Genomic DNA, 22,089 nt, shown 5'->3' with positions numbered 1-22,089 from the left:
AACCTCTCCTCCCCGTCGGTCGAATCATCGTGTCGCGAAGGTCTGCCCCGGGCGTGGGTACGCATACTCGAATCGCGGTAAAAATTGGGCAGTCGCGCTTCGAACCACAGGGACGGCGTGGTCGCCGGCGTCGACGAACTGCACCGTCCGGCACTGGAATCGGGCAACCACCCCTTCCAGCAACGGAGTTCCGGCGATGCCGTCGGTGGTGGGGGTGTCCGCGAACTTGTCCTCGGCCGGGGTGGCGAACCGGCTGGAGAGCTGGTGCTGGTCGGCGGCCGGCACATGGACCGCGAAGTGCGTGGCCGACCTGAAGTGGGGCAGACTCGGCGCGTTCGCACCGCGCACTTGCTCGCGTTGTTGGAACCCTGCCCGGTGATCGGGTCGTTGAGCACCACGACGTCGGCCATCCCCAAGACGAGGGCGCCGGAGGGGAGTTGACCGACGGGCTTGCGCGCCGTGGGCGGGAAGCGGCCGGCGAGCACGCCGTTGGCGTCGGTCGGCGCGACGTCGGCGCAGCGCTCGGCCTCCCAGGGCAGGTGGGTGCGCAGGATCCGCAGGGAGCGCTCGACGTGCTCCTCGGTCGAGGCGACGTCCGCCCACTCCTGGCTCGGCGTGGTCGACCTGCTGCGGCGCGAGGCGGACAACCCCGGCGGCATGCTCGACCAGCCGTTGGTCCTCGGCCGGCTCGCCGATCTGCTGATCACCCAGTTCCTGCTCACCCAGCCGCACAACTTCAGCGCCGCGCTGCACGGCCGGCAGCCCCGGGTCGCGCCGCCCGCGGTCCGCCGGGCGATGGAGCTGATCGTGTGCCACGCCGCCGAACCGCTGACCGTGGAGGACGTGGCGGAGGCGGTGGGGATGAGCGTACGGGCCCTGCAGGACGGCTTCCGCCTGCACCTGGAGACCACGCCCGTGTCATATCTGCGCACGGTGCGACTCGACCGGGTCCGCGCCGATCCGACCGCCGCCGAGCCGGGCACGACGACGGTCACCGATGTCGCCTACCGCTGGGGCTTCTTCCATCCTGGGTGCCTCGCGATCGCCTACCGGGAGCAGTTCGGCGAACACCCCTCGCAGACGCTGCGCGCCTGAGCCGGGCACCTGAGCCGCGCACCGACCCCCGCACCCGAGCCCCTGCGCGTGTCCCGCCCCGGGTACCGGGCATGTACGGGTACACGAGTACACGGAGATCCGAATGAGCGAGCCGAATGATCGATTCCATTCATTCCTCCGATCAACCGCCGCGCGCCCCGACCCCGAGGAGTACCCATGGCACATACCGTCGACGCGGTGGTCGTCGGATCCGGTGTGAACGGTCTGGTCGCGGCGGCCGAGTTGGCGGGTGCGGGCTGGTCGGTGGTGCTGGTCGAGGGCAACCGGCGCCTGGGCGGGTTCATCGCCACCGAGCAACGGACCCTGCCCGGCTACCTGCACGACACCTACTCCTCGTGGCACCCGCTCTTCGTGTCCGGCGGGGCCTACGCCACGCTCGGCGCGGACCTGCACCGCCACGGTCTGGAGTACCGCAACACCGAGGACTACGTCACCGGCACCGTCACCGACGACGGCCGCGTGGTCCTGGGTCACCGCGACGCCGACATCACCGCGCGGGCGTTCGCCCACTCCGAGGACCGCGCCGCGTACCTCGCCATGGTGCGGCGATTCCTCGACAGCGCCGAGGACATCGGCGCCCTCATGGGCGGCGAGCCACGCTCGCCCCGCGCCCTGCGGCCCGCCCTGCGCATGCTGCGCCGGGAGCGGTTGACCGGCACCGAGGCGTGGCTGCGCGCCACCGTCACCAGCGGACGCGCGTACTGCCGGGGCGAGTTCCGCGGCGACGAGGCCGATCTGCTTTGGGTTCCCTGGCTGTTGCACGCCGGGCTGTCGCCGGACCACGCCCAGGGCGGGCTGATGGTGCCGATCCTGGCCGCCACGATGCACGGCTTCGGCCTGCCCGTGGTCGCGGGCGGGGCGGGGAACTTCGTCCACGCCTTCGAGGCGCTGCTCGCCGAACGCGGCGTGGACGTCCGCACCGGCACGCCGGTGGAGCAACTGCTCGTGACCGACGGCAGGATCGGCGGGGTGGTCTGCGGCGGCGAGACCATCACGGCCCGCCACGCGGTCCTCGCCTCGGTCACCCCGACGGCGCTGTACGGGGACCTGCTGCCCCCGTCGGCCCCGGTGCCGGCGGCGGTCCGCGAGCAGGCCCGGCGTTACCGGTACGGACGCGCGGCGATGCAGATCCACGTCGCGTTGTCGGCCCCGCTCGACTGGCGGGACGAGCGGCTGGCGAGCGTACCGCTGCTGCACCTGAGCGACGGCTCGGCGAGTACCGCGATCGCCTGCGCCGAGGCCGAGGCCGGTCTGCTGCCCCGCCGACCCACCGTGGTCGTCGGCCAACAACACGTGCTCGACCCCTCACGCGTGCCCGAGGGCGCCGCCGCGCTGTGGCTGCAACTCCAGGAACTGCCGTACGCCCCAAGGGGTGACGCGGCGGGAGAGCTGGACACCGGCGGCGGCTGGACCAAGGAGTTGACCCACGGGTACGTACGCCGGGTCCTGGCCCGGATCGCCCGCCACGCTCCCGGCCTGTCGAAGCGCGTGCTCGCGTGGGACGCCGTCACCCCGACCGACCTGGTCGCGGCCAACCCGAACGCCGTCGCCGGCGACCCGTACGGCGGCTCCGCCGAACTCGACCAGAACTTCCTGTGGCGCCCGCTGCCCTCCGCCGCCCGGCATGCCACGTCGGTGCCCGGGCTCTGGCACATCGGCGCCTCCACCCACCCCGGTCCCGGGCTCGGCGCCGGATCGGGACACCTGGTGGCGCAACGACTCATCCGCACCGGGCGGCGGCGCGCCGGCACCCGCTGAGCCGCAACCACTCGCGCCCCCGGGCGACTTCGCGGGCCGGCACCGCGCCCCCGCGTACCCGCATCCCGCCCCACTTGCGCCGACGATCACGGCCGCACCACGCCGCGCATCACGGCCCACCACGGACGAACGAACAGGAACCGGCCGTGGCCGAGCGGTCATTTGCCACCGAAGTCCGACAGTTGCGCCACAGCGCGGGCACCACGCCGCACGTCGAGGGCATCCTGGCGGTCACCAAGGCCCTGCTCCAGTCCGGCGTGGCCTATGTCGGCGGCTACCAGGGCGCGCCGATCTCGCACCTGATGGACGTACTCGGCGACGCCCACGACATCCTCGACGAACTCGACGTGTACTTCGAGAACAGCGCCTCCGAGGCCACCGCCGCCGCGATGTTGGGCGCGTCGGTGCACTATCCGCTGCGCGGCGCGGTCACGTTCAAGTCGACAGTCGGCCTCAACGTCGCCTCCGACGCGCTGGCCAACCTGGCCGGCGGCGGCGTCACCGGCGGCGCGTTGGTCATCCTCGGCGAGGACTACGGCGAGGGCAAGGTCATCGTCGCGCAGAGCGAATGCCGGTTGAACCGGCAGCGTCGGGAGCGGCCTCGGACGAACAAGGCGATCAGGGAGGGCAAACGGGTCGTCCGCGAGCGGTTCGGCGTCGACGCGGAGACCTGTACCGGCGACCACGCGTGCATCCGGATCTCCGGCTGCCCGTCGCTGACCCTGGCCGCCAACCCGAACCCCATGCGCACCGACCCGGTCGCCACGGTGACCGACACCTGCATCGGCTGCGGGGTATGCGGCGCGAACGCGCACGCGGCGTCGTTGTGCCCGTCGTTCCACCGCACCGACGTGGTGGTCAACCCGACCCGGCGGGACCGCGTCCTGGCGAGGATCCGCACGGCCTGGATCGCCGCGCTGTCCGCGCCCGTCGAGCGTCGCGCCGCGAAGTACGAGGTGGCCTGATGTCGAACCGGCAGCTCGCGGCGCGCCCGATCACCATCGCGATCCTGGCCATGGGTGGCGAGGGCGGCGGGGTCCTGGCGGACTGGATCGTCGCCGTGGCGGGGACGGCTGGATACACCGCGCAAAGCACCTCCGTCGCCGGCGTCGCCCAGCGCACCGGCGCGACCGTCTACTACGTCGAGTAGTTCCCGGCGCCGGACGCCGAACCACCCGAGGGGGGCCGCGCCGAGCCGATCCTCGCGCTGTTCCCGACGCCCGGCGAGGTCGACATCGTCATCGCGTCGGAACTCATGGAGGCGGGACGCGCGATCCAGCGCGGCTTCTGTACGCCGGACCGCACAGCCCTGATCGCCTCCACCCACCGGGTCTACGCGATCACCGAGCGCATCGCCATGGGCGACGGGCGCGTCGACGGCGACCTGCTGCTCGACGCGGCGCACCGGGGCGCGCGGCGCTTCGTGGGGGCCGACTTCCTGGACTTGGCCGGGCAGGCGGGCAGCGTGATCAGCGCGTCGCTGTTCGGCGCGTTGGCCGGGACGGGTGAACTGCCCTTCGAGCGTGGGCGGTTCGAGGACGCGGTGCAAATGTCGGGCAAGGGGGTGGAGTCCTCGTTGGCCGCGTTCGCGCTGGGTTACGACGCGGCCCGGCAACCGCCGCCGCGGCCTGCCCACTCGCGCGCGGCGGGGGGCGGACCGGTGGCGGTGACCATCGGCAGCCGGCCCCCGGCGGATCCGGCGGTCGAGGCCGCGAACGCCAAGGAGCGGCGGCGGCGCGCGCTCGCCGACACCGATCCCGCACGGCTGGTCGGCCCCGCGCTGCGCGATCGGGTTGCGCGGGTCGCCGAGTTCCCGGAGGCGGCCCGTTCGATGCTGCTCCACGGTTGCGAGCGCACGGCGGTGTATCAGAACCCGTCGTACACCGACCGCTATCTCGATCGGGTGGCCCCGGTGGGCGCGCTGGAGCACGACCCGCGAGGTGAAGCGAGGCTGACCACGGAGACGGCCCGACACGCCGCGCTGTGGATGTGTTACCAGGACACCATCCAGGTCGGGTCGCAGAAGATCCGTCGACGGCGGATCGAGGACATCCGCGAGCGGGCGCGGACCGAGCCGGGACAACCGATGCAGGTGCGCGAGTATCTGCATCCGCAACTGGAGGAGATCACCGACACGTTGCCCGCGCGCTTGGGCGATCCGCTGTCCCGGTCGGCGCTCTTCGGCAGGCTCGTCGCGAAGCTCACCCGCAAGGGCATGGTCGTCAACACCACGGGCGTCGTGGGCTACACGATGTTGTGGACCATGGCCGGGATGCGCCCGCTGCGACCGCGCTCGGGCCGGTTCGGTCGGGAACAGGCCGCCATCGACGCCTGGTTGGACCTGGTCGTGGAGACCGCGTCGAGCGACCATGCGCTGGCCTGCGAGATCGTCGAGTGCCGGCGGGTGGTCAAGGGCTACGGCGACACCTACCGGCACGGCAGGAGTTTCGCCGTTCTCCTCGACGCCGCCCGGGGGTTGCGCGGACGCGACGATGCCGCGACCGTACTGGCCCATCTGACATCGGCCGCACTCGCCGACGAGACCGGCACGGCACTGCGCGAGGCCGTGGCGGCTGTGGAAGCGAAGTCGCGGGCCCGGGGCGCCTGAGCCCGCGAATCACCCACGCGCGCAAATCCCACAGGCGCGTACGAGCACCCCATACCGGGGCCGTCCAGGACGACTCCGACGCCGTGATCACGCCGGCCACACCAGGATCATTCCACCGCTTCAGGATCCTCCAGCGCGTAGGCGACCCGGCAGCGCTCGACCTGCTCGGCGACCTGCTCCATGAACCAGCGCATGATCTCGTACGGGATGACGTGCTCGTCATGGCTGTGGATGTGAATGGTCGGTTCCAGGGTCGGATCCTCGTCAGGGACAAACGCCGCCAAAAAGCCGGCCCCGTGTGTATGAGTCGGCCTATCGGGGACCTCGGGCCACCCTGGCGGCTCCGGCACGGCCTCACTCAGTTCCAGCGTCCAGGCATCGTCCGGTCCCACATAGAAGGACAGCACAGCGTAGTGACGGCCCGCGTATTCCCTCAGCTCTGCCGGCATGCCCGCAGACTGGCACAGCCGTCGCTCCGAAGTCCTGAGGATATCGCCGAACTACGCGGGCGGGTCGGGGACATGCAGAACGCCCCGGCCGACCACGCGCCGCCTGTCGGGCTCGACGACGATCACGCGACTACCGGGACGAGTCCCGTCGAGGACCTGCGACTGTCGCCGCTGCGGTCGACGTGTGCCATCCGATCGACGCCGGGGGGCAACGGCAGATAGGACACCATGAGGACGACATGGCCGACGGCGTTCGCGACCCGCGCGAACTCGGGGTCGACGGCGCATTCGAGGTTCACGGCGCCGTCACCTGTTGCGAGCCGGATCCGGCCGTCCGACGTCATCGACACGCGGGCGCCGGCTCCGGGCTGCTCGGTCGTCGTGTCGGGAGTGGAGTCCAGGCCGAAGGCTTCGGCGACGAGGGGCATGGTCCGGTGAGCCCTGCGACCGGGGCCACCGGGGGTCGAGAGATACAAGAACGCCGGCGTCCCATCGCCGGACACATCCCATCGCGCACTGCGGCCTGTGACGCGGCTCCGCCAGGCTTGCGCCGTGCCTGGGGCGAGGGCGGGGGCGGGGGCGGGTCGGGGGCGGAGGGAGCGGGTGCCCGACGAATGCCTGGGGCGGGCGGCATCGCCGCGGCGTCCGATCTCTCGAAAGGGCGGCCCCTTCCGCCCGCTGCCTACTTCTTGATCTCGTAGCGCAGGATTGCCACGCCGTTTTCGAAGCCGGTGGCTTCGATCAGCTTCAGGTTGCGGCGGTCGTCGAAGAGGCGGGTTCGTCTCGACGTCGGGGTGAGCGGCGATCAGGGCCAGGGCCCAGGTGAGGAGCCAGGCGGTGCTCTCGACGCCGGCACCGTAGAAGGTGACGACCTGGTCGATGAGTTCCTCGTCGCTCAGTCCCGGCTGCGCGTCCGACGGGTCGACGTGTGGTGCGGGTGATCCGCTGTCGAGCAGGGCGTCCAGCAGGTCGTACCGCTCTTCGCCCCCTGTGTTCGCGGTCCCGCTCCCGTCGCCCTTGTGGGCGCGGCGGGTGCGGATGACGTCGGCCAGGACAGCGCGAAGGCGGCCGGCGGCGTCCTCGTGTCGGCGGTGGCGGGTAGGGGGAGGGCGGTGATCCAGTCGGGTGCGAACGCCCGGGGCAGGAAACCCTTGATGAGCGTGTTCAGGTCGGCGGCGACGGCCGCGCGGACCGCTTCGGGCATGGCCGTGCCGAACAGGTTGGCGACGGTGGCACGGGGAGCGGGTCACGGGCGAGGGGCAGGAGATGCCCGATCACCGGAAGGGCACCGGGCTCCGGCGGCGGTGCCGCGACTCTGTCGATCCTCACACGTTCGTCCTTGCCTCGGGGGCGTGCACTATCTGTACACGAGTACTGGAGCCACCACGACGCCCCGGCCCTGGACGCGCGGAGGCATCACACCACCGTGGACGCGGTTCACGCGTACGACCCACTGTCGGGGCGCCGGCGTCGGCTGCCTTCGCTTCGAGTTCTGCGGCGAGCGCTACGGCGAGGTCGTTCTCGCCCTCGTTGGGAAGCGGAGGAACGGGCGAGGGCCGGCCGGCGTCCGTGGGCAGCCGGGACGCCGCAACAGTCTTTCTGCGCAAGGAAGTTGGGTGCCCACGATCGGCACGTCTAGTGTGACCTGATGAGTGAAGAGTCGATTCCGCAGGTGTTCTCGAATCGTTGGGGCGACGCGGCCGGGTCCGGTGGGCACGGTTCGTTTCGTGATCTCTGCCGGTGCATCGAGCCCGTTCATACCCGGCCCCAGGCGCCGACGCGCTTCCATCCGGAGCGCCAGGACACTGCCGCGTCGGGTTGGATCCGCCTGCTGGAACTGGTCGAAGAGGCGGCGGCCGACAGGCGTGAGGAGTTCAAGCCGCTGGTGGAGCTCACCGCCGAACAACGACGCCAGGTCGTCACGCTCCCGGCGACCATCACAAAGCTCACCTCGGTGAAGCACCTGGTCCTGTACGGAAGCAACCTCGTGCGTATCCCGCCCGAGATCGGCGCGATGAAGAGCCTCGAGGAGTTCACTCCGTACACCTCCTACCGCCTGCACTGGTTTCCGTACGAGATCACCCGGTGTCCGAACCTGCGGTACAGCACGGTGAGTACCCGGGCCCTGTACGGCAACTACAAGACACGGCCGCCGTTTCCGCCGCTGTCCGCGTCGGCGACACTCGACGCTCGCGACGTCGACCGGGACAACCTCGATCCCGGCGTCTGGGGTGCCGAGGCGATCCGCACGTGCAGTGTCTGCGATCGGCGCGTCGAGATCGTGAACCTTCGCCAGGTGTGGATCTCGCTGCGGACGTCGGGCGCCGACATCCTGCCGCTGCTGGTCAACGCCTGCTCGACCGCCTGCCTCGAAGCGCTGCCCAGCCCGGCCGAAGGCTACGTCGCGACGCCGCACGCCGGCGGGCCGGGTGTCGACCAACCGACGACGCGGCGCTGACGGCCCGGATCGCCAAGTGGCGGCAGCCGTCGGATCGTTGGGCTTGTCCGACGCCGGGATTGCACGATGTGCCCGAGCGGGCTCACCCTGGGGATGGCACGACCGGGAGGAACCGGTCGCGACACGAATGTGCCACTGGGAACGAAAGGACGGTCATGAATCTTCGTCGATGGGCCGCGTGTGCCATCCTCGCCTTCGTCGCGGGCGTGGCCTTCGCCGCCGCCGCCGCCCCGGGGGCGACGACGGTCGAGTACGGATCGACCCATGCGGTCGCCGCCACCGCCATCGAGTACGGCCTGTAGACGGGTCGAACCCGCATAGCCGCCGGGCCCGTTCCGCATCGGGGCGGGCCCGGCGACAGACCGGACAACGGAGGTCTTCGGGCGTCGCCGAGCCCGCCGGGGCACGGCCGGCCGGCAAGCTGACCTCATGACAGGCGAAACCGCTGGGATTCGAGGTCGTTGGGTCGACCCGGGCAAGTACGCGCGCATCGAACGCGAGCGCCGGTTCCTCCTGGCCGCGCCACCGGCACCATCGGACGTCACGGCCACCTGGACCATCGCCGACCGGTATCTCGTGGGAACCCGCCTGCGGCTGCGACGCGTCGAGCGCCCGGACGGCAGCCGCGAGTTCAAGCTCACCCAGAAGGTACCGGTCGTCCGGCCGGGCGCGGTCCAGGGCCTGATCACGAACACATACCTGTCGCCGGCCGAGTACGACGTGCTCGCCTCGCTGCCGGCCAGGGTGCTGTCCAAGACGCGGTACGGCGTCCCGCCCGTGGGCGTCGACGTCTTCGACGGCCCGCTGCGGGGCCTGTTCCTCGCGGAAGCCGAATTCACCGACGACGAGGAGGCCAGGTCGTTCGTGCCTCCTCCGGAATGCGTGGCGGAGGTGACCGACGACCCCCGCTTCACCGGAGGCAGCCTGGTCGAGGCCTCACGCCGGGAACTGCTCCGGTGGTTGGCCGGGTACGGGCTCCACCCGGCGACTTCCTAGCGGAGTCGCGCGAGCAAGTCGTGGACCGGGGGCGGCCCATGCCGAGGAAACGATCTTCGAATCGTAGACTCCGGCCGCCGGATCGCGACGTTTCGGCGACTGCGGAGGTGAGGGAAATCATGCGGATCCAGAGCTATCCGAAACGTTTCGTCGATATCGAGGCAGGTGACCAACTCCCCACGTTTCCCGAGATGAGCTGGGATGAGATCGACCTGGAGTTCTGCCTGGGGCTGCTCCAGGTCCTGGAGTTGGACGACGAGGACATGCTCGAAGAGGCGTTCGGCTTCTACCGGTCGGCGGCCGAGGTTCGGGCGCCGGGGCTGGACAATCCGGCCTACGACGAGTGGCCGGTGTTGCGGATGCCGTGCGCGCGGGGCGAGTTGTGCATCGTCTTCCGCAACCTCGAATACGACTTCGGGATCGACTACTTCGTCCGGGAGAACGCCGACAGCGAGGTGATCCAGCTCGGCTTCCACGCGACCGAGCCGACGTTCGCCGGGTTGAGCTGGGGAGAGATGTCCGCCCTCTTGGACGCGGCCGGCGACGCCCACGAACGTGCGGCGCGCACCGTCATGCTCATGCCGATGTGTCTGGACGTCGAGGAGATCGGCCGATCCCGGCCGGCCTACGAATCCGCGCTTCGCCACTTCGGCGCACCGGGGCCCCTGGACACGATCCTGGAGGCCCTGACCGCCTCCGCCGATGACGACGGCCCGACGTACCTGCCGACTTGGCGCGCACACGACGGCATGCGCGTTTGCGACCGTCCGGACAGTTACCGCAGCCTCGACACGAAGCACCTGACACCCGAGCAACACCGGCGCATCCACCACATCCTCGGCTGAATCGGCCGGCCCGTCGCACGACTCGTCTAAAGTCGGGGGTCCGGCGGACGAGGGAGTCGTGAATGACGCGCGGATTCGGGGAGTTCTTTCACACGGCGACCGGCCATCGGCCCTATGCCTATCAGGCCGGGTTCGCGGAGAGTGGGCTGCCGCCCCTCGTTCGGGTTCCGTCGGGGGGCGGGAAGAGCGCGGGCGCCGTATTGGCGTGGCTGTACCGGCGGTTGGTGTCCGCGGTCGCGGTGACGCCGAGGCGGCTGGTGTACGTATTGCCGCAGGGCAGCCTCGCCGAGCCGACCCACGCGCGCATCGCCGAGTGGCTGCACCGCCTCGGGTGCGCGGACAACGTGGACCTGCATCTGCTCGCCGGTCCGGAGTCGCAGAACGGCACCTGGCGGCGGTTTCCCGAGCGGAACGCGATCCTGGTGGGTACGCACGACGGGCTGCTGAGCCGGGCGTTGATGCGTGGGTTCGCCGATGCGCGGGCGATGGCGCCCGTGTCGTTCGGGCTGCTCAACACCGACACCCACTGGGTGTTCGACGAAATGCACTTGCTGGGGCCGGGGTTGCCGACGAGTACGAGGCTGCAGTCGCTGCGCGAATCGTTCGGCACGACGGCGCCGACCGGCAGCACGTGGATGTCGTCGACGTCGGACGGGAACACGACCGACGGCGGCGACGTGGCGGCCGGCACCCGGCTCGCGGCGGTTCGACGCATCAGGCGGTTGGATCCGGACCCGACACGGTACGTCGACGACCTCGTCGATGCGCTGGGGGCCGCGCACCTGCCCGGCACGCAGTCCATCGCCGTGCTCGGCTCCGCGCAGCGGGCGCGCGAGGTCTACGGTGTGCTGCGCGCGGCGCATCCGGGCCGGGAGATCGTGCTGGTGCATCCGTACGCGCGTTCCGCCGACCGCCGTGATCGCGCGGCGATTTCGGAGGAGACCGGCCGGGACCGAATCCTGGTCACGACGCGGGCGCTGGACGTCGGATCCGACGTGTCCGGCCGTACGCTCCTGACCGAACTCCCCCCGTGGAGCGCGCTCGTGCAACGCGCCGGTCGCTGCAACCGTCACGGCGAACACCCCGATGGCGGCGACCTGTTGTGGTGTGTACCCCCGGACGGACCGGGGCCGAACGCGGGTGTCGCGGCCTGGCTGAACGCGCGCGAGGGCGAGGCCGTCACGACCGTCGACCTGTTCCGGGCCCGTGTCGACCACAGTGCGGCGCCTTCCCACGTCCTGGGCGAGCACGATGTGTTGGCGATGTTCGACAACGCGTACGGCGCGGAGCCGGCCGACGCGAGTCCGTGGATCTGTGCCGACGACGAGCGCACGGTCCTCGTCGCGTGGCGGGTCTGGGAGTCGGGGGAACCCGCCGAGGACGAGCCGGGCCCCGCGCGCGCCGAGCAGTGTGAGGCGCCGCTCGCCGACGTCCGGAAGATGCCGGCCGACCGCGGAGTGTGGCTGCGGGATCCCGTCGACGGCCGGTGGCGGCACGCCGTGGCCGACGATCTCCGTGCCGGAACGTCCGTGGTGCTCGACGCGGCGCGCGGCGGCTACCTCCCCCAGGTGGGGTGGGCACCCGAGAGCGGCGCGCCGGTGACGTCGCTGTTCACCGGACGCACGCCGCCCGCGATCGCGTGTGTCGCGTGGGTGAGTCTCGACCGGCACCTGCTGGAGACCGAGGAGGAGGCACGTGCGGTCACGGCCGCCCTCCCCGGGCTGACCGAGGAGCAGCGCGAAGCCGTGGCCCGCGCCGCCAGGTTCCACGATCTCGGCAAGTGCCACGACGTGTTCCAGGCCATGCTGCGCGGCGGCGGTGGCGGCGAGCCGCCGGAGCACCTGCTGGCCAAGTCCAAGGCGCCGTGGAGCACCGGGGTTTCCACCCGGGCGTACTTCCGGCACGAACTGGTCAGCGCGCTCATCCTGTTGAACGGGGAGCACTGGCATTGCCCCCGGGTCGACCCGGAGTTGGTGACCTACCTGGTCGCGGCGCACCACGGTCGGGTGCGTGTGTCGGTGCGCCCGGAGGCCGACGAGGACGCGCGGACGCTGCTCGGCGTCCGCGACGGTGATCGCACGCCGCCGGTCGCCGTGTCCACGGGCGACCACTTCCCCGGGCAGTCGCTCGACACCGAGGCGTTCCGCCCGGGCGGTTCGTGGACGCCGCGAGCCTTGGCGCTGCGCGACCGCGACGACCTGGGACCGTTCCGGCTCGCGTACCTCGAGTCCCTGGTCCGCGTCGCCGACTGGCGCTCCAGCGCCCGCCACGACGGCCCCACGGCGGGCCTCATCCCCTGAGCCCGACCACCGTGGCCCGGCGGGCTCAGGGGCGGTCCGGCAACGCGTCGGCGAGCTGTGCGAGGCGACGCCGTTCACGTCGCGCGGCCACCGGCGGCATCCGGTGGCGCGCTCGAATTCGGTTGTGGGGGCCCGGAGTTCGGCGCACCCTGGAGCGATGGACACCAGTGAGGTCTGTGCGCGATGGTCGCGGGACGGGTTCGTCGTGTTGCCGGGGTTTTTATCGGCCGAGGATCTGGCATCCGCGCAGGCCGGTCTCGAAGCGCTCCACCCGACGGCCGCGGCCTTCCACGGCGGGATCGACCCCCGACGCCGGCGATACGTCGACGACGAGTTCGCGGGGATCGACACGTTCCCCTTCGCCTCCCCCGAGCTGAGCCTGTTGGCGGTACACCCCCGCCTGAGCGACCTGGCCGCCGCGCTCGCGGGCGACGACGACCTGCGGATGTACCAGGCCGAGGTGTGGGCGAAGTACACCGGTGGCGCCGACTACGACCAGGACCTGCACCGGGACTACCTCAACCACACCGTCCTGGTCCCCACCGACGCCGCCGGGTGCCGCCAGGTGGAGATGTTCGTCTACCTGTGCGACGTGCCGGAGGACCTGGGGCCCCCGCACCTGGTCCCCCGCGAGCACACCCGGCACTTCCCCGCCCGCCCCAACTGGTACCTGCGCCCCGGCGCCGATCCCGGGGCCGCCCCCGACGACGACCTGCGCGCGTTCGTCACCGCCGGCGACACCCGTGCGCTCTACGACGCCGAGGTCTCCGCCGCCGGCCCGGCCGGCACCGTCGTCGCCTTCGGACTCGATACCTTCCATCGCGGCACCGGACTGACCCGCCCCTGCGGGGCGCGCTTCACCATGCACGTCAACTACCGCCCGGCATCCGCCGATTGGGCCCTGCGCGGACCGTGGGCGGACCGCAGCCACGACACCGCCTGGTACCGGTTCGTCGAACGCGCGACAGCCGGCCAACTCGCCCTGTTCGGGTTCCCGCCCGCCGGGCACCCGTTCTGGAACCCCGACACGCTGCGCGCCATGGCACAGCGCTACCCGACCCTCGACCTCTCGCCCTGGGAAAAGCCCCCACCACCGTGATCCGCGGCCCGTCGCCCCCCAGCCGTCAGAGGCGGTCCAGGTGGAGTGGGCGAGCGGCGGCATACCGTGCGCGAACGGCCGCCGCGCCGTCGCGCACCGGCAGGTATGTCGTGCCGGGGACCGCCCACACCGGAGGGTGCGGGTCCTCCGTCAGAGCCCACGCGGCCTGCCGGGCCGCGCCCCACGCGGCGAGTTCGCCGGTCGCGGGGACCGTGACGGGGCGGTCGAACAGCTCCGCGGCGATGGTCGCGACCGCCGGCGAGCGGGCCGCGCCGCCGACGAGCCGGATGCGCGCGACGTCGGTGGCCGTGGTGTCGAGCACGGCGTCGAGGGCGTCGGCCAAGCCGCACACCATGCCCTCGACGTACGCGCGGGCCAGATGGCCGGGGGTGGCGTTGGCCGTGGTCAGGCCGTGCAGGGCGCCGGCGGCGTTCGGGAGGTTGGGGGTACGTTCGCCGTCCAGGTACGGGACGAGGACCAGGCCGTCGGCGCCGGGCGGTGCGGCCGTGGCCAGTTCGGCGAGCCGCTCGTGTGACACGCCGAGCACGCCCGCCGCCGCGTCCAGGACGCGGGCGGCGTTGAGCGTACAGGCCAGCGGCAGGAACGCGCCGGTGGCGTCGGCGAATCCCGCCACGGCCCCGGACGGGTCCGCCGTCGGGGACGCCGACGGCACGAACACCGTCCCGGAGGTCCCGAGCGACACGACCGCCTCCCCCGGCGCGACGTGCACGCCGAGCGCCGCCGCCATGTTGTCGCCCGTGCCCGCCGCGACCAGCACGCCCGACGCCGTACGCCCCGCCGCATCCCGCGGACCGAGCACCCGCGGCAACACCGGCCGCGCGCCGAACGCCGCGCCGAGCAGGTCCGGTCGGTACGCCTCCTCGCGGGGCGACCAATAGCCGGTCCCGGACGCATCGCCGCGATCGGTGGTCAGCCCGCCGATGTCACCGCCGCCGGTCAGCCGCCACGTGAGGTAGTCGTGCGGCAGACACACCGCCGCCGTCCGCGCCGCCGACCGCGGGTCGTGCTCGGCGATCCAGCGCAGCTTGCTCACGGTGAACGACGCGACCGGCACACTCCCGACCGCGCGCGCCCACGCCCCGGGCCCGCCGTACTCGGCGCACAACGCCGCCGCCGCGCCGGCCGACCGGGTGTCGTTCCACAACAGCGCGTCGCGGACGACCGCGCCGCCCTCGTCGAGGCACACCGCGCCGTGCTGCTGCGCGGATACCGCCACCGCCGCGACGTCGTCCAGTCCCCCGGCCTCGGCCGAGGCCGTCCGCAGCGCCTGCCACCAAGCCTCCGGGGGGACTTCGCCGCCGTCGGGGTGCGGTGCCCGTCCCTGCCGCAGCACGGCGCCGCTCGCCGCGTCGCAGACGACCACCTTGCACGACTGGGTCCCGGAGTCGATGCCCGCGACCAGGGTCCGCCCCGGCATGTCAGCGCGCGCCCAGGAGGTGTTCCACGGCCAGCTGGTCGAGCCGCTCGTAGCCGGAACCGCGGACCGCGGCCGCGTCGGGGTCGAACGTGTCGCCCGCGAGGTCGGCATACGTCTCGCCCGGCGCGAGGGTCGGTACGGCCAGCTCGTCCAGCCCGGCGGCGGCCCTGGCCTCGCGCACCTCGGGGTCGGCGCGAAACGCGCGCGCACGTTCGCGGAGCAGCAGGTAGGTGCGCATGTTGGCGGCCGCGCCCGCCCACACCCCTGCGGTGTCCTCGGTGCGCATCGGCTTGAAGTCGAAGTGCCGGGGCCCGTCGTAGCCGCCGTGCTCCAGCAGGTCGACGAGGAAGAACGCGCTCTTGATGTCGCCGTGGCCGAACACCAGGTCCTGGTCGTACTTGGGCCCGTGCTGGCCGTTCAGGTCGATGTGGAAGAGCTTGCCCTCCCACAGGGCCTGAGCCGCCGCGTGCACCATGTTCATCCCGGCCATCTGCTCGTGGCCGACCTCGGGGTTGAGCCCGACCATGTCGGGGTGTTCGAGGCGGGCGATGAAGGCGAGCATGTGGCCGACGGTGGGCAGGAAGATGTCGCCGCGCGGCTCGTTCGGTTTGGGCTCCAGCGCGAACCGGAGGTCGTGACCCCGGTCCCGGACGTACGCGCACAGGATGTCGATCGCCTCCTTGTAGCGGTCGAGCGCGACCCGCACGTCCTTGCCCGCGTCCGTCTCCGAACCCTCCCGGCCGCCCCAGAACACGTAGGTCCGCGCCCCGAGTTCGGCGGAGAGGTCGAGGTTGCGCATGACCTTGCGCAGCGCGAACCGGCGGATGCCGCGGTCGTTGGCGGTGAACGCGCCGTCCTTGAAGACGGGGTGGGCCGTGAGGTTCGTCGTGACCATCGGGACGATCATGCCGGTCGCGTCGAGCGCGGCCCGGAAGGCGGCGATCCGCTTCGCCCGCTCCGCCTCCTCGGCGCCGAACGGGATCAGGTCGTCGTCGTGGAACGTGACGCCGTACGCGCCGAGTTCGGCCAGCCGATACACCGCCTCGGCCGGCTCCAGCGGGGCGCGAGTGGCGTCCCCGAACGGGTCGCGCGCCTGCCATCCGACCGTCCACAGCCCGAAGCTGAAGCGGTCTTCCGGGGTCGGGACGAGGTCGATCATCGCGCCTCCCTGAGCGAACCGATCGAATCGCATCGCGTCGAATCGTTGCGAATCGGTGCGAATCTCTGCGAATCACTTCGAATCGTCACTCAATTAGTTAGGACTCTGGACTAAACTCCACAACGAGCCAACCGCGCACCCGGGCAACTGTCAATGGCCTGTCAACAGCCGCCCGCGGGAAGACCGTCCGTCCGCAGGTGAGAGGATCCGCGCCATGAGCACGCCGGACGGCCCCACCGATCTGGTCGGGATGCGCGAACGCAACCTGGCGCTGGTGCTGGCCGAGATCGACCGCAGCCAGCCGGTCACCCGCGCGCGGCTGGCCGAACTCACCGGGCTCACGAAGACCACCGTGTCCGCGCGCGTCGCCGCGCTGACCGCGCTCGGGCTGGTGAGTGCCGAGGACCCGGTCCGCGCCGGACGCGGGCGGCCCGGCGCTCCGGTGTCCGTGGCCTCGGGGCCGATCGCCGGGCTCGGCCTGGAGATCAACGTCGGGTACCTGTCCGCGTGCGTCCTCGACCTCACCCGGCGGGTACGCATCCGCCGCAGCGTCCCCCGCGCCGGCGCCGGCGCCGACCCGCACCGGGACATCGCGGCCCTCGGCCGGCTGGCCCACGCGGTCACCGGGCAGGCGCGCCGTGCCGGGCTCACCCTCGTCGGGACGACGGTGGCGGTCCCCGGCGTGCTGCACGGCGGGGCGGTGAACGCGCCGAACCTGGGCTGGGACGCGCTGCCCGCCGCCGAACTCATCGCCGAGGCGCTGCCGCCCCAACCGCTGCCGGTGACGGTGGACAACGAGGCCAATCTCGCCGCCCTCGGCGAGTTGTGGTTCGGCGCGGGCGCCGGGCTCGGCGACTACGTGTACGTGTCCGGCGAAACCGGCATCGGCGCGGGAATCGTCGTCGCCGGCGCGCTGTTCCGCGGCACGCACGGCGCGGCCGGCGAACTCGGCCACGTCGTCGTCGCCCCCCGCGGACCCGCGTGCCGCTGCGGCGGACGCGGCTGCCTGGAGCAGGTCGCCGGGTTGGACGCGGTCCTGCGGGCCGCCGACGTACCGGACACCGCCCCCACCGGACCCGACGCCCGGGACTGCGCCGACCTGCTCGGCGCCGGCGCCGCCGAACTCGTGCGCCGCCTGGAGGCGAAGGACCGCCGCGCCCTCGCGGCGGCGAAGCGGGCCGGCGAAGGACTGGGCATCGCCCTGGTCGCCGTCACGAACCTCTTCGACCCCGCGGCCCTCGTCCTCGGCGGCATCCCCGCCCGCATGGCCCCCTGGCTCACCCCGCACATCACCGCCGCCCTCGAGGCCGGCGGCGGCAGACTCCGCGGCCGCACCCCGACGATATGGCGCTCGGAACTCACGGACGGCGCGGTACTGGGCGCCGCCGGCGAAGTCGTCGCCCGAGTACTCGCCGCCCCCGGCGCCGTGGCGTAGAACCCGCCGGAGGCGGCGCCCGGCCACGTTCCGAGCGGCGGTGATCGGCCGGTCTCACCGAGCCGGTTCCGCCGGGGACTGGGGGCGCGGGGTCGGCGGGTCGGACATCGGCGGGGGGACTTCGCAGTGCTCCCGGTGGGCGTCGTAGCGCCAGAACGGGCGTACGGCCAAGGCGCCGACCACGACCAGGACGATGCACAGCATGGCGCTGCCCGACCAGGCGATGCCGAGGGTGGTGGTCGCCGCCATGGCTCCCGCCCGCAGGTCGCCGAGTCGGGGTCCGCCGGTGACGACGACGGTGAAGACGCCCTGCATACGTCCGCGCATCTCGTCCGGGGCCCACGTCTGCAGGATCGTCTGCCGGTAGACGGCGCTGACCAGGTCGGCGGCGCCGGCGAGGACGAGGAGGGCGACGGCGAGCCACAGGGCGCGGGTGAGGCCGGCCAGCGTGATGGCGCTCGCCCACGCGACCACCGCGAGGGTGAGCGCGACGCCTTGGCGGCGTATGCGCGCGATCCATCCGCTGCACAGGCCGGCCAGCAGGGATCCGATGGCGACCGCCGAGTACAGGACGCCGATCCCGCCGTGGAAGCGGGTGGCGGCGGCCTCGGGGAACAGGGCGTTCGGCATGGCCAGCACCATGGCGGCGATGTCCACGGCGAACGACATCAGCAGAATCGGACTGCCGCCGATGAAGCGCAGGCCCTCGAACACGGCGCCGATCCCGGTGCCCGTCGCGGCTCCCGCCGGCGGGATCGGCGGAAGTCTCCACGTCGAGTAGAGGGACAGGGTGAACAGGACGGCGTCGGCGGCGTAGGCGTAGGCGAACCCGTGCGGAAGGGTGAGCAGGACGCCCGCGACCAGAGGTCCCGCGATCTGGCCGATGTTGCCCACCGTGAAGCTCAGGGTGTTGGCGGCGGGGATCAACTCGTGCGGCACGATGCGGGGAATGATCGCGCCGCGCGCCGAGGACGCCGTGGCGAAGCCGGCCCCCTGGACGGCGACGAGGCCGAGCAGGAGGAACTCCGAGCCGGCGTGCAGGAGGGTCTGGGCGAGCAGCGCGATGGTCACCACCCAGGTCACCAGCGACGACCACAGGCACAGCCGGCGCCGATCGATCCGGTCGGCGACGGCGCCGCCGTACAGGCCGAACACCACGATGGGCACGAAGCCGAAGAGTCCGGCCAGGCCCACGTAGAACGACGAGTGCGTGAGGGAGTAGATCTGCACCGGGACCGTGACCTCGGTGACCATCGTGCCCACCAGCGAGGCCCCCTGGCCGACCAGCACCCGCCGATAGGCCGGTACGGCGAACGGACGCGTGTCCACCGCCGCGCGACGTATCCGGGCCCCGATGCCCCGGGATGCCTTCGGGGTGGGCGTCGGCGTCATCGGCTCCCCGTCCCCGACGTCGTGGTGCGGTGGGTGTGTGGCCCCGTCGTGGTTGCCTGTTCGACGGGCGGCTCCGCCCCCGGACGGGGCCGATGCCGCCGGCGACGCGAATCCCACGGTGTCGTGCTCATGGCGTCACGTTGTCACGAGGCCGCAATGGCTTCCTTCCATTAATCTGCCAACTTGTGTCGTAAAACCGCCAAAACCCGTCGGCGCGACCTCGGCGAGAGCAGGACCGGATGCGCATTGTGCGTGTTGTCCGCGATATCAGCGTTGTCAGCGGGACGAAGTGTCGTCCGCGGTCATCGCGGCCGCCGTGTCGAGGAGTTCGAGGAGGGTGCCGGGGAACCCGTGGAGCAGGCGCACCGCGACCACCCACGCGTCGGGCCGGTCGAGTCGGCCGCGAACGTGCCGGATCAGCTCGCGGAATGCGGGGTCGCGGAGGAAACCCGGTGTCCACGCGGCGTGTTCGGTGATGATGCGAACGGCCTGCGGGGCCTGCACGCACGCGGTCGCCGCCACGTCCAGTACGGTCAACGCGCCGGAGTCCAGGCCCATCTCGATCCATTGGCCCAACGTCCGGTACGGGACGGGGCCGTACAGCACCCCGTCCCGGAATTCGGGCGGGCAGTCGGGGTGGTCCAGGAGGCTTCGGATCGGGTTGTCCCCGAACGGCTCCTCGGCTTGGGCGCGCAGGACTTCCGGCCAGGGCAGGGACTCGTCCCGGAACGGGCGCACCACGCGGACGGCCCCGCGCAGATCCGCGATCACCGCCTCGGGACGCGCCGCCTCGGCGGCGAACGCGCGCAGCAGCTCCAGTCCCGCGTCGGGTCCGGCGGCCAGTGCCTGCCGGGCCGCCTCGCACACGTGGGGCGGCCACGTCCACTTGTCGATCGGTCGGCCTCTCGCGGCCTTGCTCGTCGGGTCCAGCAACTCCTGTACATCCTGTGGCCCACCGTGCTCCCACAGCCGCACCAGCATCGCCAGGCGCGGCGCCGTGGTCAGCCCGGCCGCGTCTGCGGGGAGATGTCGCAACATCAGCGGATGCCCCGAACGCCGCACGGCCGCGACCCGGTCGGGGACCTGTTCCGGTGGCGGCTTGCGCGCCCAGGAGGCGACGCTTTCGGCGACCGGGACCGCGCGCGGACGCCCGTGCCGGTCGGTGCCGGAGGCCACGCGTACACGTTGGTCGCGGGTGAGCCGGGCGTGGGCATACAACGCGGCGTTGATCTCGGGGTCGTCGCGGTCCAGCAACTCCGCGGTCTCCTCGGCCGACAACTTTGCCGCGTATGTCGCCAAGGCCAGGGCCGCGAGCCGGCCGTGTGCGGCGAGGAGCGCGGCCCGCGTCGTCGCGTCCGTACCGCCGACCATGCACAGCAACCGCACCGCCCGGGACGGCAACGTCGGGATCAGCGCGGCTTGTACATCCGGCCCGGCGCACGTGAACAGGGTCCGGAAGGCCGCTTCGACGGAGTTCGCGGAGGCGGGCGAGCCCGCGAACGTGATGTGGTGGTCTTCGGGCACGTGTCCGGTGACCGCCGACTCGACGAACTGCCGTACGGTACCCGAGAACCGGGCCTTGCCGGTGCGGATCGCGGTCCACGCGGCGGTGTCCGTGCCCAGGCGCGCGGCCAGGCGGGACACGGCGTCGCGCACGCCGGGCACGGCCAAGGGGAGGGCGGCGAACACGCCGGTGGCCGGGGCGATCGTGTTCAGCACCTCGTCCGGGTCGTACCGGCCTTCCACCAGCCCGCGCGACAACAGCGGCTCCCACACGACGCCGCTCGACGTGCCGGCCTCGAAGGCGGCGATCCACTCCAGGGGGACGATGTCCGGCGCGGCGGTCAGGACCCGGTACGGCTCCGCGCGGTACGCCTCGTCGGCCAGGTCGTCCGGGCATCCGGGACGCGTGGTCAGCGCCGCCAGGCCCGCACCCGTGAACGGGCGGCGGGCGTGTTCGGCCAGGATCAGGTCCCACGGCAGCAGTTCGTCGGCGACCGACGCGAACTCGGTCCACGCGTAGACCGCGAAATCGGTGTTCCAGCCCTCGTCGTCGTCGTTCGTGTACCGGTCCTCCCTCGGCGGGTTCCGGCCCAGGTGGCGCAGCCCGAGCAGCAGCAGGTGCGCGTCGAACACGGCGTCGTCGAGCGGCGGCGCGTCCACAGCCGCATCGCACGCTCCGCCCAGTGCGAAGGCATCCTCGCCACCGGCCTCCCGCAGCCGGCGCCTCGCGTCGACCCGTACGGCCGGGGTCGGGTCGTCGCCGAACACCCGCAGCGCGTGCGCGATCGACTCGGGGAACGGGCCACGCAGCACCGGGACGAGCCGGGCGTCCGCCCGGGTGTGCGACAGTCGCTCGACCAGGCCGCCGGGCTCGCGCCACCGCGGATCGGCCGGATCCGCCGACGCCAGTACCGCGGACCTGACGCACAACGCGGCGGCCGTCCGCTTCCGGGTCGCCGCCCGCCGGTCTTCGGCGCGGGCGCGGTCGTCGGCCGGCCCGGGGTCGGTGACGAAGGGGTCGGTGACGAATCGATTGGGCGAGTCGAAACCCAACGGGAATTCGGCCAGGTACAGCCGCACCGCCAAGTCCGGCCCGCCCAGCGCCGCGAGCACGATCGCCACGTCCGCCGGCGGCACGGTTCCGCGCGCGAGAACGTCGCGGGCGAGAGCCGCGCGGGTGCCGGGGCCGGCGCTCGCCAGCAGACACCGGACCAGCTCCCGCGGCAGATGCGCCGCCCGGACGAGGGCGTCCAGGACGGGCTCGCACATTCGCGCCGCGAGGTCCGGCACCCAGTCCGGGTCACACAGCGTCAGGGCGGCACTCGCCCCGGCACTCTCATCGGATATGTTCACGCACCCCATCCTGCGACACACCCCGGGCCCAGGCTGCCCGGGACCCGGCGCCCGGCTCGTTCGCGGTCGTGATCGCGGGGCCGGAAAAGCATTGGACGGGTGGGCCCCACGCCTATACCTTGCACTCGACCGTGACACCGCCCGAGGAGGTGAGACCCATGAACGTTGTAGCGATATGGG

Annotated in this window: 18 protein-coding genes and 3 pseudogenes; 12 read left to right on the top strand and 9 right to left on the bottom strand. The window is 72.3% G+C overall.

What is annotated here, in order from left to right; genetic code table 11:
- Positions 1-24: 24 nt before the first annotated feature.
- Together ACMXN5_RS45720 and ACMXN5_RS45715 are read right to left on the bottom strand one after the other, a co-directional pair.
- Positions 25-348, bottom strand: a complete 324-nt coding sequence (locus ACMXN5_RS45720; protein ID WP_439680780.1) for a flavin reductase family protein — start codon at positions 346-348, stop codon at positions 25-27.
- Positions 342-545 (bottom strand): annotated as a pseudogene (locus ACMXN5_RS45715) (styrene monooxygenase/indole monooxygenase family protein); the annotation flags it as partial. The gene ACMXN5_RS45720 and the pseudogene ACMXN5_RS45715, both read right to left, overlap by 7 nt.
- Between ACMXN5_RS45715 and ACMXN5_RS45710 the strand changes: the two are divergent.
- The 5 genes and pseudogenes from ACMXN5_RS45710 to ACMXN5_RS45690 form a co-directional block, all read left to right on the top strand.
- The gene (locus tag ACMXN5_RS45710) at positions 460-1,095 is read left to right on the top strand and encodes a helix-turn-helix transcriptional regulator (protein ID WP_439680779.1); all 636 of its coding nucleotides are present in this window, start codon (positions 460-462) and stop codon (positions 1,093-1,095) included. The pseudogene ACMXN5_RS45715 and the gene ACMXN5_RS45710 sit on opposite strands and share 86 nt — an antisense overlap.
- Before the next feature lie 177 nt (positions 1,096-1,272).
- Complete coding sequence (locus ACMXN5_RS45705) at positions 1,273-2,874, top strand: phytoene desaturase family protein (protein ID WP_439680778.1); 1,602 nt, start codon at positions 1,273-1,275, stop codon at positions 2,872-2,874.
- Positions 2,875-3,020: 146 nt separating this feature from the next.
- Positions 3,021-3,839 carry a hypothetical protein gene (locus ACMXN5_RS45700; protein WP_439680777.1) on the top strand — a complete coding sequence of 273 codons (819 nt, stop codon included), beginning with the start codon at positions 3,021-3,023 and terminating at the stop codon, positions 3,837-3,839.
- Complete coding sequence (locus ACMXN5_RS45695) at positions 3,839-4,024, top strand: hypothetical protein (protein WP_439680776.1); 186 nt, start codon at positions 3,839-3,841, stop codon at positions 4,022-4,024. The genes ACMXN5_RS45700 and ACMXN5_RS45695 overlap by 1 nt, the downstream gene beginning before the upstream one ends.
- Positions 4,025-4,066: 42 nt before the next feature.
- A pseudogene (locus ACMXN5_RS45690) lies at positions 4,067-5,482 on the top strand (indolepyruvate oxidoreductase subunit beta family protein); the annotation flags it as partial.
- Positions 5,483-5,589: 107 nt separating this feature from the next.
- On the opposite strand, the gene ACMXN5_RS45685 reads toward ACMXN5_RS45690, so the two are convergent.
- From ACMXN5_RS45685 to ACMXN5_RS45675, 3 genes and pseudogenes are all read right to left on the bottom strand, one after another.
- Entirely contained in the window at positions 5,590-5,931 is a 342-nt protein-coding gene (locus ACMXN5_RS45685; RefSeq protein WP_439680775.1) for a hypothetical protein, read from the bottom strand.
- Positions 5,932-6,053: 122 nt separating this feature from the next.
- Complete coding sequence (locus ACMXN5_RS45680; RefSeq protein ID WP_439681453.1) at positions 6,054-6,359, bottom strand: hypothetical protein; 306 nt, start codon at positions 6,357-6,359, stop codon at positions 6,054-6,056.
- Between the two features lie 414 nt (positions 6,360-6,773).
- Positions 6,774-7,181 (bottom strand): annotated as a pseudogene (locus ACMXN5_RS45675) (hypothetical protein); the annotation flags it as partial.
- Positions 7,182-7,579: 398 nt separating this feature from the next.
- Between ACMXN5_RS45675 and ACMXN5_RS45670 the strand changes: the two are divergent.
- The 6 genes from ACMXN5_RS45670 (at position 7,580) to ACMXN5_RS45645 (ending at position 13,629) form a co-directional block, all read left to right on the top strand.
- Positions 7,580-8,389: a leucine-rich repeat domain-containing protein gene (locus tag ACMXN5_RS45670; protein WP_439680774.1), complete on the top strand. Its 810-nt coding sequence runs from the start codon at positions 7,580-7,582 to the stop codon at positions 8,387-8,389.
- 155 nt (positions 8,390-8,544) lie between these two features.
- Positions 8,545-8,691, top strand: coding sequence for a hypothetical protein (locus ACMXN5_RS45665; RefSeq protein ID WP_439680773.1), 147 nt, complete (start codon positions 8,545-8,547; stop codon positions 8,689-8,691).
- A gap of 127 nt (positions 8,692-8,818) precedes the next feature.
- Complete coding sequence (locus ACMXN5_RS45660; protein WP_439680772.1) at positions 8,819-9,385, top strand: hypothetical protein; 567 nt, start codon at positions 8,819-8,821, stop codon at positions 9,383-9,385.
- Positions 9,386-9,504: 119 nt separating this feature from the next.
- The gene (locus tag ACMXN5_RS45655; RefSeq protein ID WP_439680771.1) at positions 9,505-10,230 is read left to right on the top strand and encodes a hypothetical protein; all 726 of its coding nucleotides are present in this window, start codon (positions 9,505-9,507) and stop codon (positions 10,228-10,230) included.
- A 62-nt stretch (positions 10,231-10,292) separates the two neighbouring features.
- Complete coding sequence (locus tag ACMXN5_RS45650; protein ID WP_439680770.1) at positions 10,293-12,530, top strand: CRISPR-associated endonuclease Cas3''; 2,238 nt, start codon at positions 10,293-10,295, stop codon at positions 12,528-12,530.
- Between the two features lie 157 nt (positions 12,531-12,687).
- The gene (locus tag ACMXN5_RS45645) at positions 12,688-13,629 is read left to right on the top strand and encodes a phytanoyl-CoA dioxygenase family protein (protein ID WP_439680769.1); all 942 of its coding nucleotides are present in this window, start codon (positions 12,688-12,690) and stop codon (positions 13,627-13,629) included.
- A gap of 25 nt (positions 13,630-13,654) precedes the next feature.
- Here ACMXN5_RS45645 and xylB read toward each other — a convergent pair whose 3' ends face one another.
- Positions 13,655-15,067, bottom strand: a complete 1,413-nt coding sequence (xylB, locus tag ACMXN5_RS45640; RefSeq protein WP_439680768.1) for a xylulokinase — start codon at positions 15,065-15,067, stop codon at positions 13,655-13,657.
- 1 nt (position 15,068) lies between these two features.
- Positions 15,069-16,226 carry a xylose isomerase gene (gene xylA, locus ACMXN5_RS45635; protein ID WP_439680767.1) on the bottom strand — a complete coding sequence of 386 codons (1,158 nt, stop codon included), beginning with the start codon at positions 16,224-16,226 and terminating at the stop codon, positions 15,069-15,071.
- 214 nt (positions 16,227-16,440) lie between these two features.
- On the opposite strand from xylA, the gene ACMXN5_RS45630 reads away from it, so the two are divergent.
- Positions 16,441-17,661: an ROK family transcriptional regulator gene (locus ACMXN5_RS45630; protein WP_439680766.1), complete on the top strand. Its 1,221-nt coding sequence runs from the start codon at positions 16,441-16,443 to the stop codon at positions 17,659-17,661.
- Positions 17,662-17,715: 54 nt separating this feature from the next.
- Here the strand turns inward: ACMXN5_RS45630 and ACMXN5_RS45625 are convergent, their stop codons facing one another.
- Together ACMXN5_RS45625 and ACMXN5_RS45620 are read right to left on the bottom strand one after the other, a co-directional pair.
- Positions 17,716-19,053, bottom strand: a complete 1,338-nt coding sequence (locus ACMXN5_RS45625) for an MFS transporter (protein WP_439680765.1) — start codon at positions 19,051-19,053, stop codon at positions 17,716-17,718.
- Between the two features lie 276 nt (positions 19,054-19,329).
- The gene (locus ACMXN5_RS45620; RefSeq protein WP_439680764.1) at positions 19,330-21,909 is read right to left on the bottom strand and encodes a hypothetical protein; all 2,580 of its coding nucleotides are present in this window, start codon (positions 21,907-21,909) and stop codon (positions 19,330-19,332) included.
- Positions 21,910-22,089: the final 180 nt, after the last annotated feature.

This window comes from Embleya australiensis, from assembly GCF_051903075.1.
Taxonomy (GTDB): Bacteria; Actinomycetota; Actinomycetes; order Streptomycetales; family Streptomycetaceae; genus Embleya.
The sequence above is the reverse complement of the archived record's forward strand: the minus strand, read 5'-3'. Positions and strand labels throughout refer to the sequence as shown.